Genomic DNA, 13,601 nt, shown 5'->3' on the forward strand with positions numbered 1-13,601 from the left:
AATAAAAAAGCTAAAGGGAAGCAAATCCCCAAAACATGGGCAGGAGGCTTTACATGTAACGCTTCTTAAAGTAACACATTGGGACGATGCTTAAAAGCATTCGTCTTCTTTTTATTGGGGCACAAGTGTTACTTTAAGTATCAAGGATTCCTTCAAAAAGAACCCAAGACGCTCCTGCATTTTGGGCCTCCACTTTCGCACGAAGCATCCCGTGGGAGACGCCATTGGCCTCATGCTTCACACTATCTAGCAAAGCTTGGTATGCCCCAACCGGCGCTTTTCCAAAAAAATGGATACTGATGTGGGTTTCGTCCATACCATAATTAAACCGCACCCCAGTGGGAATGCACGCCCGGTCAAAAAGCATATAATCCACGCCTTGGGTGTACCCGCAAACCACAATGCTTACTTTTTCCAAATCCTCCACACAGTGCGTCCAGTCCAAAAAAGCACCAAAGGGTTTTGTTTTAAGGGAAGCAACAGGGGTTGGCGCATGAAAAAGATCCACCTTTGCATTGGCAAAGGCTAGGGTTTGAATGGGCGGGTAGACAACCCTCGCCCCATCTCTGCGGGCAATAGTGTCATTGACAAACACACACTGGCTAAAACTTTTTGAATAGATGATTTCATACTCTTCAATGCGGCCTTGAAGGCGCATCACACCAGGACTTTGTTCAAACCCTTGCACAGGAGAAGTGCCAAACGTCAACCCTGTGACCTCTTCTTCTTGCGTCGCCTCTTCAATCTGAAAAGGAAAAACCGCAATATGGTGAGGCAAGACTCCCTCAAACACAAGCTCACTGCTGTGGGCGTCGATTAAACTTTCCTTTCCCACATTCACGTAAAAAGGGCGTTCTGGCAAAGGGCAAAAGGAGTGTTTGGCCCGAGGAAGTTCCCGTGCACGGCGCAAAGGAGCGTGGGGGCTTTGAGAAAAAACACTGGCATCCACAATAAGGCATTCCATCCCTTTTAGCGCAAGGGTCGGGCCTTGGATAAAAGAGAGTGAGGCACGGGTGGTACTTTGAGCCAACATCAGTGTTTCTTGGGCGTACACGGGTGAACCCACCCCTAGTGTGCGCCCACCGTTTCCAAAAAGTTCTCCCTCTAAGGTGCTCACTTCACCTACAATCTCCCCCAAAACCTCCGTCTCTTCTTGGAGAGGGAAGAGCCAATTTTCCCCTTTTTTTAGCGTGTCTATTGCATCATCAAGCCACTCTTTTGAAAGGTACACATTGCCATAACCGTTTGCCCCTAGCGCCAGTGCCTCTTGGCCTCCGTGAAAGGTTGGGCATGGAGATAACAACATCACGCCCACGGCAGGATTGGCTTCTCGCATCGCACGCACAATCCCTGCCAATCCCACCTCATACAATTTGGCCTCCAAGAGCACAAGGGGAACGGTGTTGTGTTCTTTGGCTAACAAGGTTAAGAGTTCTTTTTGGCTTTTAGCAACACTGGGGGTTTCGTCTAGGTTTTGCGTCCAGTGTGACAAAATGTGATATTTGGAAGCACAAAGGAGTATGGGCATACAGTTTCCCTCGAAGAGTTATTGGAAACATCTTACCGTGAGATTGTTTAGGAAGCTCTGAGAATAGGCACAAAAAGCGTTACATGTAAAGAAAAAAGTATTTTGAGTTAGGGGAGAAGAAAGAGTGGCTCCGGATACTGGATTCGAACCAGTGACCAAGTGATTAACAGTCACCTACTCTACCGCTGAGCTAATCCGGAACACTTTGAAAAGAGACCGAAATTATAGGCAAAAAGAGTTTTTTTGTCAAGGTTTTTTTAGCAACACAACCAAAAAACATTTTTTTGCGCTTTTCCTTACAAAACACCCTGTTTTACAGGCTATTTTGCGCGGTAAAAAGAAACGCCCGCGACACACTCTTCGTACACTTTGCCTGTTTTTATCAGCGTTTCTAAGGTCTTTTTACTTGCCGCGTCAAAACTCTCTTCTACGTCGTGTGTGTTTTGGGGCCGCTTGGCAAGAAGTTCTAAAAGTTCGCCCTCACTAAAATGGTACAAAGAGGTATAATGGGCTTTGTTAGGAACAGTGACTGGCACCCCCACAATCAAACGTGCAAGCTCCCTTAAGCGCGCTTCGCTCACTCCTTTGACGCCGTACGCAGGAGGCCTAGCGATGGTCCCCACGTCCACCCGTGCAGGCGCAATGGCACTAACGGCTTGCGCAAGTGCCTCAAAGGCTTCTTCTGTGTCATTTACCCCTTCTACTACCAAGATTTCAAGAATCAAGGTGTGGCGAAAGGTTTTGGCAAAGGTTTGCATCCCTTTAATAATCTGTTCAACACGCAAGGTTTTGTGGGGTCTGTCTAGCTTTTCAAAACAGCGTTGCGAAGCACAATCTAACGAAAGCTTTACCACGTCAATCTCTTGAAGCGCCGCTTGCACCTCTTTGGTTGCAATGGTCGAACCGTTGCTTAAGAGCAAAAGTTTTTGCGTTACATGTAAGGCTTTAAGGGCGTGAACAAGCTCTTTGAGATGGGGGTAGAGTGTGGGTTCGCCATTGGCAGTGAGGGTGATGTATTGGGCTTGGGGGTGGGTTTTAAGTCCGAGTTTTACCGCTTCTACCACTTCTTCGTAAGGCACTACCTCGCGCATAGCTTGCACGGGGGGCGCTTTGGCGAGTTCACAGTACAAGCAGTCAAAATTGCATTGTTTGCTCTTGGGGCTTAAATCCACCCCAAGAGAGATGCCAAACCGCCGTGAAGTGACGGGACCAAAAACAATGCCAGACACGAGGTTATAAACGGCTGCGTTCTTGCACGCTTTGAATAAAATACTTCGCGTGTTCCACGGGGATATCCGGTAAAATCCCATGGCCGAGGTTGAAGATATGACGGGAATTTTGCATCACTGAAAGGATATGTTCGATGCCCGCATCAATCGCTTTTTTATCATACAAGCGCGTGGGTTCCATGTTGCCTTGTAAGACATACTTATCCCCTAATTTTTCCTTGGCAAGTTCGATGGGAGTAGACCAGTCCACGCCAAACACATCAAAGTTTCCATCAATCTTACCCAAGTAACCACTAATCCCTTTAGGAAAGACAATAACAGGAATGTGTGGGTATTTTTCTTTTAAAAACGCGACGAGCTCTTTGATGTAACTCCAGCTAAATTCAAAAAAGGCAGACTCTTCTAATGCTGCCGCCCAAGAGTCAAAAATCTGCACGGCATTCACGCCCGCTTCGATCTGGCGCGCCATGTAGAGCTTCAACACCTCAGTCACTTTGCGTAAAATAGCATGCAAGAATTCAGGATCAGAATACAAGAGTTTTTTGCACAACGCGTAGGTTTTGGTCCCTTTGCCTTCAATCATATACGTCGCCAATGTCCACGGTGCACCACAAAAACCAATAAGCGCTTTTTCTGGCGCGAGCTGTGCGCGAACAAGCGAAATAGCCTCGTATACATACGCTAACTGTTGGGCCGCTGTTTCTACATGTAAGGCTTCAAGCTGCGCGCGCGAAGTGAGAGGCTTGTTAAACACAGGCCCCTCCCCTTTTTCAAAATGCAATTCCATGCCCATTTCCATAGGCACAACCAAAATATCGCTAAATAAAATCGCCGCATCCACACCCAAGATGTCCATGGGTTGCAAGGTCACTTCGCAGGCACGCTTTGGGTCTTTGCATAAGCTGAGAAAATCTCCCGCTTCCGCACGTACGCGCATGTACTCAGGCAAATAACGCCCTGCTTGGCGCATCATCCATACGGGTGTGTAGGGGGTCTTTTTTCCAAAACACGCATCAATAAAAATCATCCCTAACCTTCTTGCTCAATCCATTTTTGTGCAATACGCACCGCGTTTGTCGCCGCACCCACGCGCAACTGGTCTGCCACACACCACAGGTGAAGCACATTGCTTCGGTTGATGTCTTTGCGGATGCGCCCCACGTAGGTCATGTCCGTGTCGCTTGCCGTGATGGGCATGGGGTAGATATTTTTCTCGGGCTCATCTTGCACCACGACGTTTTTGGCTTCTTTGAGTACTTGAATCGCTTTTTCCACGTTCACATCTTTGACAAAATGAATCGTCAATGCTTCGGAGTGGCTTCGGATGACAGGCACACGCACGCACGTTGCGCTGATTTCCATGGTTTTACCCAAGATTTTTTGGGTTTCATTGACCATCTTCATCTCTTCTTTGGTGTAATCATTTTCCATAAACACGTCAATGTGCGGAATGACGTTAAAGGCGATTTGGTGCGCAAAGGTTTTCACCTCCGCTTCGTCTAGTTTGAAGGCAAAAAAATCTTTCAGTTGGTGCACAAGCTCTTCCATCCCTGCTTTTCCTGCGCCACTCACCGCTTGGTACGTGCTCACATCCACGCGAGAAATCTCAAAGGCATCATCTAGGGGTTTTAGCACCTGCACCATTTGAATAGTAGAGCAGTTAGGGTTGGCGATAATACCGCGTTCTTTCCACTGCCCAATGGCTTCAGGATTGCACTCAGGCACCACCAAAGGCACATTGGCATCCATGCGAAAATGGCTCGTATTGTCAATCACCACTGCTCCAGCTTCTGCGGCATGGGGGGCGAAATGGGCCGAAATAGAACCGCCTGCACTAAAAAAAGCAATCTCCACTTCGTGTTGCTCAAAAACATTTTCAGTGAGTTCAATGACCTTGTGCATGGTGCCTTTAAATTCAATCTCATCGCCCGCACTGCGTGCACTCGCAAGGGGAATCAATTTTTTGACAGGAAAGTTCACCTCTTCCATAACACGGAAAAGTTCTTCACCAACAGCGCCTGTTGCGCCAACGACTGCTACGTTATATGTTTTCATGTATGACCTTTACAGGTTGTATTTTTGACATTTTGTCTCAAGGGTACCTTGACCCATGCCTAAGAGTTCACTTGCCCGAATTTTATCGTATTGTACACTTGCCAATACTTCTTTGATGAGCTCCTTTTCCATGGTGTCAATCTTTTTGCCACTTTGTCTGCTTTCTAAAAAAAGATCCTCACAAACAATCTCAACCCCATCACTCAGTATCGCCGCACGCTCAATGACGGAAATGAGCTCACGGACATTGCCTGGCCACGGGTACTCAAGCAACGCGGTTTTGGCCGCTTCTGAGAGGGTTTTTTCACCCAATCCATACTCTTGGCTCACCCGCGCTAGCACCGCTTGGGAAATGGGTGCTATCTCATCCAACCGTTCCCGAAGCGGCGGAATACACAAAGGGATGGTGTTGAGCCGATAATACACATCTTCTCGAAACGCTCCCGAAGCGATTTTTTCCAAAATATCCGCATTGGTGGCTGAAATGATACGCACATCAATCGGCTGAGGCTTGCCACCGCCAAGGCGCATCACTTCACGTTGTTGAATCACCCGCAAGAGTTTTGCTTGAAGAGAGGCTGGCATTTCGCCAATCTCGTCTAAAAAAAGCGTTCCCCCTTGGGCCAATTCAAACTGTCCTTTTTTGGTCGCATTAGCGTCTGTAAACGCCCCTTTTTCAAAACCAAAAAGCTCGCTTTCCAAAAGGTTTTCAGGAATTGCCGCCATATTAAGCGCCACAAAAGGACCATCACACCGTAGCGAATGGGTATGAATGTAGCGTGCAAAAAGCTCTTTCCCCACTCCACTCTCACCAAGCAACAACACGCTTGCATCTGTCTTTGCCGCTTTTTGCGCAAGGTTTATCGCCTTAGTAAGGGCTGAAGAAGTCCCCAAAAATCCTTCGGGTTTTTCCACCATTTCTTTGGCAGGATGGGCCTTAACCCGCTCGCGCAACTTTACATTGCGCATGATGGCTTCTACAAGGGTGTCAATCTCAAAGGGCTTGGTTAAAAAATCTTTGACCCCCAAACGCACCGATTCGATGGCGCGGTTAAGGGTGGCATTTCCAGTGATGACAATCACATCGTGCTTGCCATCAAGTGCTTTGACAAATTCAATCCCGTCCATGCCGGGCATGTTAATATCGGTGATGACCAAATCGGCCTCGGGGTCCATCTTTTTAAGGGCTTCTGTGGCACTTTTATAAGTTTTGACATGAAACTCTTGGAATTCCCCAAGAGCAATCTCTAGGGATTTACGCATGTTAATATCATCTTCAACTACGACGATTTTCATAAAGCCCTCAGTGTGAATCTTTCTTTGCCGCCTTAGGGAGCAAGGAGGTAGAGTGTAACAAAATCATCTTTAAACTCTACTGTAAAGCGTACGGGCAAAATCCTCATCTCTGTTTGTGTAAGCCCTAAATTTAGCGTGTGTTCCGCGGTGTCATACACTAAAACCTCTTGGCCCAAAAAGCACTCAAGCAGTCTTTCTTTCTGGCTTTGTAAAAACAGATGCATGCTTACATGTAAGGGGGCTACAAAAGGAATCTGACACACTTCACGTGGGGTTTTTTCCCGTAATTGCATGAGGGGAGAAAGGTTGAGTTGGTCATAAAAGAGGGTGTGATTGTGGCTTAATGCCCTTGCAGAAAAAACAAATTGCTCCCCGCTTTGCAGCAAGGAGCAACACAGTATTAGTAAGAGAAAATTTCTTTCCAACGTTCTTCGCTCATTTTGAGCTCCATATTTACCCGATACAATCCGTCTTGAAACGACATGTCGGTAATACTAGCATCTTTAATGAGCCCGTCTACTTGTGCCACAATACGAGAGTCTTTGAGCGCTGCATCTTGCACTGTATCTTTGGCTGAAATGCGCACGCCGTATAGCTTGGCACCCATTTGTCGGTAAGCATCTGCCAGCGCAGCACGTTTGGCAAGAGCCATAGCTTGGGCTGGAGAAATGGTATTTTGAGGAGCAATCCCCTCACCCATCACAGAAAAGACCTTCTCGGGAGCGTTGTTGATGAAGAGGAGTTTCTCTTCACGCATCACTTCCCGAATGTCTTCTTTGTCCACTTTTTGAATCACTACTTGTCGTTCTTGTTGACTTATTACCTCAGACCGCTGTTGAGGAACACAGCCAGAAAAAAGCATCAACAAGGAAAGACTCGCTACAAGCGATACGGCCAACTTATTCATTCGAAACCTTTGCATGAATTTTCTCCTGTTAAGCAAATTGTGTTCCATTATAGATCAGAAATTCCCGTAGGGTCGCCATTTTCATCAAAATTTACCTCATCTGGCAACACTTCTGTTTCATCGTCTTCTTTTTTCGGGCAACGGGAAATGCCAGCAACCACATCATCACCCGCATTAACGACTTTCACGCCGCTGGTGTTTCGGCCTGCTTTTCGGATACTTTGCATATCCACGCGAATCATTTTTCCGCTAGAAGTGAGCACCATCAAGTCCTTGCTTTCATCCACAATCACCACACCCACAAGGTCGCCCGTTCTGGCATTGAGTTTCATGCCAATCACACCTTTACCGCCGCGTTTTTGAAGGCGATACTCTTCTGCGGTGGTGCGTTTTCCAATGCCTTTTTCGCTGATGGTGAGCAACTCTTCTTGGTCATTAAAGATGACGGTTGCACCCACAACACGGTCTCCTTCTTCTTTGAAGCGGATGGCCGTTACCCCGCGTGCGGTACGTCCAATCTCCCGCGCTTCGTCCAAGTTAAAGCGTACGCACATCCCTTTTTTCGTCACAACAAAGAGGTTTTGCGCTTGGGTTGTAGCAATTTTTGCCGTCACAAGTTCATCATCATCATCCAAGGTAATAGCGCGCACGCCCACCGAACGGATGTTTTTAAACTCGCTCAAATTTGTACGTTTCACAATGCCATTTTTAGTAAAAAATGCCATGGATTTTCCCTCATCAAAGTCACTTGTAGGGATAATCGCCATGATTTTCTCATCAGGCTCAAGCTGCACAAGGTTGACCACTGCCTTGCCTTTAGCGGAGCGGCTTCCTTCTGGGATGCGGTACACTTTGAGCCAGTAGAGTTGGCCTCTGTCGGTCACAAACATTAAGGTATCGTGGGTATCAGAAACAAAGAAGCTTTCAATAAAATCGTCATCATACGTTGTTACGGCGGTTTTGCCCTTGCCTCCACGTTTTTGTTTTTCGTATTGGTGCAAGGCAACCCGTTTAATGTACCCACGGTGCGTGATAGTCACAACCATCGGCTCATTAGGAATCAAATCCTCAATGCCAATATCATCATAATCTTCCACAATTTCTGTAATGCGTGGCACATTAAACTTGGTTTTAATATCAAGCAGCTCTTCTTTAATCAAGTTACTTAAGATGGTTTCGCTTTTTAAAATGGCGCTTAATCTTTCAATCTCATCAAGCAAGGCACGCAATTCGTTTTCGATTTTTTCGCGCTCAAGACCTGTAAGACGGTTAAGGCGCATGTCTAAGATAGCGCCCGCTTGCAAGTCGCTCAGGCCGAAGTTTTCCACCAAACCTGTGCGTGCTTCCGCGGAGTCCGCACTTTGTTTAATCAATGTAATAATCGCATCAATATTATCAAGCGCGATTTTTAACCCCTCTAAGATGTGGGCTTTGGCTTTGGCTTTTTCAAGTTCAAAAATGGTACGCCTAATAATGACAGTCTTGCGGTGTTTTAGGAAAAGTTTCAACAGCTCAAGGAGGGTAAAAATTTTAGGTTCTTTGTTTTCAATGGCCAACAAAATCACCCCAAAGGTGGTTTCAAGCGGCGTAGACTTGTAGAGGTTGTTGAGCACGATGTCGCTCATGGCATCGCGTTTTAGCTCGATAACCACACGGATTCCTTCGCGGTCACTCTCGTCACGAATCTCGCTGATGCCTTCGAGGTATTTTTCCTTAACAAGGTTAGCAATTTGCTCAATCAAGCGCGCTTTGTTGACTTGGTAGGGCAATTCGTCAATCACGACAACGTCTTTATTGCCTTTTTGTTCGATGTGGGTTTTTGCGCGAATACGCACCCGCCCTCGCCCTGTTTTATATGCGTCGATGATGCCTTTTTTTCCAAAGATAATCCCCCCTGTTGGAAAATCTGGCCCTTTGATGTATTCCATCATGTCTTCAACTTCGGATTGGGGATTTTCAATCAAACACAACAAGGCATCCACCAATTCGTCCAAACTGTGGGGAGGAATATTGGTCGCCATCCCTACAGCAATCCCGCTTGAACCGTTAAGCAAAAGGTTGGGAACGCGCGCAGGAAGAACGTCTGGCTCGCTCATGGAATCATCATAGTTGGGAACATAATCAACCGTGTCTTTGTCAATGTCTTTGAGTAGCTCTTCTGCTAAAAGCGTCATGCGCGCTTCCGTATAACGCATGGCCGCCGCGCTGTCCCCATCCACAGAACCAAAGTTTCCTTGGCCATCCACCGCAGGCACACGCATGGAAAAAGGTTGCGCCATGCGAACCAAGGCGTCGTACACCGAAGAGTCCCCATGGGGATGGTACTTACCAATCACGTCCCCGACGATACGGGCTGATTTTTTATAAGGACTGCGGTACCCAACATTTAAGTCATTCATGGCAAACAAAATGCGGCGGTGTACGGGTTTTAATCCGTCTCTAGCATCGGGCAAGGCGCGCCCAATAATAACGCTCATGGAGTAGTCTAAGTAACTGGCCTTAATCGAGTCTTCAATATTGATGTCCTCGATGTCTTGATTGACGTCTAAGAGATTGCTCATTCACTGTCCTCACTCTGAATATCTCGTCACTTTTTTGCTCACATAAAGCGCACGAGTCGAAAATGGTTCTATTTTATCTTAAGTAACATTTGCATTGGCTAAAGTTAAGCCAAAAAGCGGCGTAATCCCACGTTTCATGAGCAGGTTGGACGCTTCTAAAAGGGTTTGTCCGCTCGTAATTAAATCATCCACCAAGATGACCGTACTCCCCAGTGGAAGCTTACATGTAAAGCCTCTAGGATTGGCTTTGCGAAAGGAAAGAGGTTTGCCGCTAAAGGTCGCAGTACTGGTCGCGCGTAACACACCGTACTTTGGTGTAATAAGCGGGGTTTTGAGGGCACGCGCTAAAATGGCCGTGTGGCTGTAGCCGTGGCGCACGTGGTCATCCACAGGAACGGCGAGTAGAGGCACTTCTAGGGCGAGGGTTTGGGCAAAAGGAGCAAAGGAGATGCTTGCCAAAAAATGCAACACCTTCGCCCCATAGGGCGTGTGCTTGGTGTGAAGCAACTCTGCCACGTCGTCATAAGCAAAAAAGCTGTTGACCTTAAAGCCATTACTCAGGGTGCGTTGGCTGGGGTGAAGGCGGGAGAATGTTTCTTTGCATGCAGGACACAAAAGCCCCCACGCGAGGGCTTCACACGCCAAACACCGCATGGCTAAAGGGCGTGAATCTCGTCAATCGCGCGGGCAAGCACATCGTTCATCAAGCGTTCCAAGAAGGGTTCAAAGGCTTCTGAAGAGCGAATAGGGCCGTGCCATCTGTTTTGGGATTGGCTGACTTTTTTGACGGTGGTTTTCTCCCCCACCTTTACATGTAAGCTAAGTTGCATGGTGCCAGTGAGGTTATCGCCTGAGAGCAAGGCGCCGTTGTAGTGTGCAAAGAGTTCATCAATACTCACTTCAAGGATTTTTGCCTCCTTAAAAGGGGTGTCTACCACTTCATAGCCCCGCGCACTCAGTCCTCTTTTTAGGGCATCATACACCCACACATCTAGCGCGGTGCCTGTGGTCGCATACCCCACATTTTGCCCCGAAGCATTGGTTGAAGAAGCAACGATACTTTGTCTTGGACGGCTATCGACCACCGACTTTAGGTACACTTTTTGCACACTTTTACTGCTAATCACCGTGGCGGGTTTTGGCACGTAGGGAGAAAACGTGAGGGGGGAGTTTTTGTACGCACACCCTGTTAAGACCAACAATGCCACACCAATTCCAATCCATACGCGCATAATTTCTCCTTTACATGTAAGGGTTAATCGATCTTCAAAACGGTTAAAAATGCCTCTTGAGGCAATTGCACCTTTCCGATAGACTTCATCCGTTTCTTGCCTTCTTTTTGCTTTTCTAGCAATTTTCGTTTGCGGGTGATGTCGCCGCCATAACACTTGGCCGTGACGTTTTTGCCCATGGACTTTACCGTTTCGCGGGCAATGATTTTATTGCCAATGCTCGCTTGAATCGCCACCTCAAACAGTTGGCGCGGCACAATCTCTTTCATGGCTTTAACAAACTCACGCCCCTTGGTCATGGCTTTTTCATTGGAAACGATGATAGAAAGGGCATCCACAATCTCTCCCGCCACGCGCACATCTAGGCGTACTAAATCCCCTGCGCGGTAGCCTGAGAGGTCGTAATCAAAACTGGCGTACCCTTTGGTGGCAGATTTTAGTTTGTCGTAAAAGTCCATGACAATCTCGTTCATAGGGATGGAGTATTCTAACAACACCCGCTGGGGGTTCATGTAATCCATCTTTTCTTGGACCCCCCGTTTTCCGCTAACGAGGGTAATGATGTTACCCAAAAATTCTGACGGGGTGATGATGGTCGCTTTCACATACGGTTCTTCAATGTAGTCAATCTCATTCACAGAGGGCAATTCGCTAGGGTTTTGAATCTCTTTGATGTCGCCGTTGGTTTTAACAACACGGTAGGTAACGGTTGGGGCGGTGGCAATCAAATCAAGGTTAAATTCGCGCTCCAAGCGTTCTTTGATAACCTCCATGTGAAGCATTCCCAAAAACCCAACACGGAAGCCAAACCCAAGGGCTACAGAGGTTTCTGGCTCGTAACTGATGCTACCATCGTTCATTTTGAGTTTATCAAGGGCATCCCGCAACTCTTCAAACCGGTCTGTTTCGATAGGATAAAGCCCTGCAAAGACAAAGGGTTTGGCTTCTTCAAAGCCTTCCACTGCTTCTTTGGCTTTGTTGCGGTTGTCGGTGATGGTGTCACCCACTTTTACGTCGCTGATATTTTTAAGGCCCAAAATAACAATCCCCACCTCGCCCGTTTCAAGGGAGAGGGTTTTTTCTTGTTTCAAAGGATGCGGGTAGAGCAATCCAAGCACTTCATGTTTTTTACCTGAGCCCATGATGTAGACTTCTTGTCCTTTGGAAATCTTTCCATCGTATACGCGCACGAGGGCAAGGGCGCCTAGGTAGTTATCGAACCAACTGTCGTAAATCAATGCTTTTGTGGGGGCATTTTCATCTCCTGAGGGCGCGGGGATAATCTCTACAATGCGGTCTAAAAGTTCTTTAACCCCAATCCCACTCTTCGCACTCACACCTAAAGCATTGGCACAATCAAGTCCGATAGTGTGCTCAATCTCTTCTTTAACCCGCTCAGGGTCTGCCGCAGGAAGGTCGATTTTGTTAATCACCGGGATAATCTCTAAGTCATTTTCAAGGGCGATGTACATGTTTGCAATGGTCTGGGCTTCTACACCCTGAGAGGCGTCTACCACAAGCAAGGCACCCTCGCACGAAGCAAGGGAACGGCTCACTTCATAGGAAAAATCCACGTGGCCAGGAGTGTCGATGAGATTGAGCACATAAGGCACGCCCTCTTTAACATAGGTCAAGCGCACGCTTTGGGCTTTGATGGTAATCCCACGTTCTTTTTCGATGTCCATGGTGTCCATCATTTGCTCTTTGAGCTCGCGCATAGAAACAGCGCCGCACTCTTGAATCAAACGATCCGCAAGGGTGCTTTTCCCATGGTCAATGTGGGCGATAATAGAAAAATTACGAATCCGATTTTGCATAGTTCCTCGTTAGAGAAAGAGTCCATTGACGCTTTCGTTGTGATAAACACGGCGAATCACTTCGCCAAAGATGTGGGCAACAGAAAGCACTTTGATTTTGGAGCATTCGCGCGAAAGGGGGATAGTATCACTCACCACCAATTCGTCTAACTCTCCTTTTTCAATGCGCTCATACGCAGGGCCAGAGAGTACAGGATGGGTGCAGCATGCCATCACGCTTGTGGCACCTTTGGCTTTGAGTACTTGGGCCGCTTTGACGATGGTACCCGCGGTGTCAATCATGTCATCTACCAAGATAACGTCTTTGCCTTCCACGTCTCCGATGATATTCATCACCTCAGATTCGTTGGCTTTTTCACGGCGCTTATCCACGATAACCATGTCTACGCCAAGCTTTTTTGCAAAGCTACGTGCCCTTGCGACGCCGCCGATGTCAGGGCTTGCGATGATAGGATTTTTGAGGTTTTTGTTTTTGACGTAGTCATTGAAAATGATGTTGCCGTAGAGGTTGTCTACAGGAATGTCAAAAAACCCTTGAATCTGGCCCGCATGCAAGTCGATGGTCACGACGCGGTCAATGCCCGCCGTTTGAATCATATTGGCAACCAACTTAGCGGTAATGGGTACCCTAGGTGCAGCCTTTCGGTCTTGTCTGGCATACCCAAAATAGGGAATAACAGCCGTAATCGAATCGGCAGAACTGCGGCGAAGGGCGTCTGTTAAAATGAGCAATTCCATCAAGTTGACATTAGCAGGTGCACAGGTGGGTTGGATGATAAACACATCTTTTCCGCGCACACTTTCGCTAATCTGGATGCTAATTTCACCGTCACTAAAGCGTTTGATTTCTGCCTCAGAAAGGGGCAAAGAGAGGTATTTGGCAACTTTTTTTGCAAATTCAGGGTTGGCCGTTCCTGAAAAGACTTTATAGCCTCGCATAATGAGTGTTCCTTGGCTTGGGCTTTGTTGAGAGGGC

The 13,601-nt window shown here is 47.3% G+C and carries 12 protein-coding genes and 1 tRNA gene; all 13 read right to left on the minus strand.

Translation table 11 applies throughout. The features are described 5' to 3' along the window. Window positions 1–133: 133 nt before the first annotated feature. Window positions 134–1,528 carry a hypothetical protein gene (locus tag AC5SLM_RS03565; RefSeq protein ID WP_495249558.1) on the minus strand — a complete coding sequence of 465 codons (1,395 nt, stop codon included), beginning with the start codon at window positions 1,526–1,528 and terminating at the stop codon, window positions 134–136. A gap of 125 nt (window positions 1,529–1,653) precedes the next feature. Then, window positions 1,654–1,728 (minus strand) — tRNA-Asn (locus tag AC5SLM_RS03570). A 120-nt stretch (window positions 1,729–1,848) separates the two neighbouring features. Next, the gene (locus AC5SLM_RS03575) at window positions 1,849–2,757 is read right to left on the minus strand and encodes a radical SAM protein (RefSeq protein ID WP_495249559.1); all 909 of its coding nucleotides are present in this window, start codon (window positions 2,755–2,757) and stop codon (window positions 1,849–1,851) included. 4 nt (window positions 2,758–2,761) lie between these two features. Then, on the minus strand, window positions 2,762–3,784 hold the full coding sequence (gene hemE / locus AC5SLM_RS03580; protein WP_495249560.1) for a uroporphyrinogen decarboxylase: 1,023 nt from the start codon (window positions 3,782–3,784) through the stop codon (window positions 2,762–2,764). Window positions 3,785–3,786: 2 nt separating this feature from the next. Further along, window positions 3,787–4,812, minus strand: a complete 1,026-nt coding sequence (locus AC5SLM_RS03585; protein ID WP_495249561.1) for an aspartate-semialdehyde dehydrogenase — start codon at window positions 4,810–4,812, stop codon at window positions 3,787–3,789. 9 nt (window positions 4,813–4,821) lie between these two features. Continuing rightward, a complete protein-coding gene (locus tag AC5SLM_RS03590; protein ID WP_495249562.1) occupies window positions 4,822–6,108 on the minus strand; it encodes a sigma-54-dependent transcriptional regulator in 1,287 nt (428 codons plus the stop codon). Between the two features lie 32 nt (window positions 6,109–6,140). Beyond that, window positions 6,141–6,533 (minus strand): hypothetical protein, encoded by a 393-nt coding sequence (locus tag AC5SLM_RS03595; protein WP_495249563.1) that lies wholly within the window; start codon window positions 6,531–6,533, stop codon window positions 6,141–6,143. Then, entirely contained in the window at window positions 6,509–7,015 is a 507-nt protein-coding gene (locus AC5SLM_RS03600) for an LPP20 family lipoprotein (RefSeq protein WP_495249949.1), read from the minus strand. The genes AC5SLM_RS03595 and AC5SLM_RS03600 overlap by 25 nt, the downstream gene beginning before the upstream one ends. A 47-nt stretch (window positions 7,016–7,062) precedes the next feature. Then, the gene (gene gyrA / locus AC5SLM_RS03605; RefSeq protein ID WP_495249564.1) at window positions 7,063–9,576 is read right to left on the minus strand and encodes a DNA gyrase subunit A; all 2,514 of its coding nucleotides are present in this window, start codon (window positions 9,574–9,576) and stop codon (window positions 7,063–7,065) included. Between the two features lie 78 nt (window positions 9,577–9,654). Next, the gene (locus tag AC5SLM_RS03610; RefSeq protein WP_495249565.1) at window positions 9,655–10,230 is read right to left on the minus strand and encodes a ComF family protein; all 576 of its coding nucleotides are present in this window, start codon (window positions 10,228–10,230) and stop codon (window positions 9,655–9,657) included. A 2-nt stretch (window positions 10,231–10,232) separates the two neighbouring features. Next, window positions 10,233–10,808 (minus strand): YajG family lipoprotein, encoded by a 576-nt coding sequence (locus AC5SLM_RS03615; RefSeq protein ID WP_495249566.1) that lies wholly within the window; start codon window positions 10,806–10,808, stop codon window positions 10,233–10,235. 23 nt (window positions 10,809–10,831) lie between these two features. Further along, window positions 10,832–12,625, minus strand: coding sequence for a translation elongation factor 4 (gene lepA, locus AC5SLM_RS03620; RefSeq protein WP_495249567.1), 1,794 nt, complete (start codon window positions 12,623–12,625; stop codon window positions 10,832–10,834). A gap of 9 nt (window positions 12,626–12,634) precedes the next feature. After that, window positions 12,635–13,564: a ribose-phosphate pyrophosphokinase gene (locus AC5SLM_RS03625; protein ID WP_495249568.1), complete on the minus strand. Its 930-nt coding sequence runs from the start codon at window positions 13,562–13,564 to the stop codon at window positions 12,635–12,637. Between the last annotated feature and the right edge of the window lie 37 nt (window positions 13,565–13,601).

The organism is Sulfurospirillum sp. HTRB-L1, assembly GCF_059415125.1.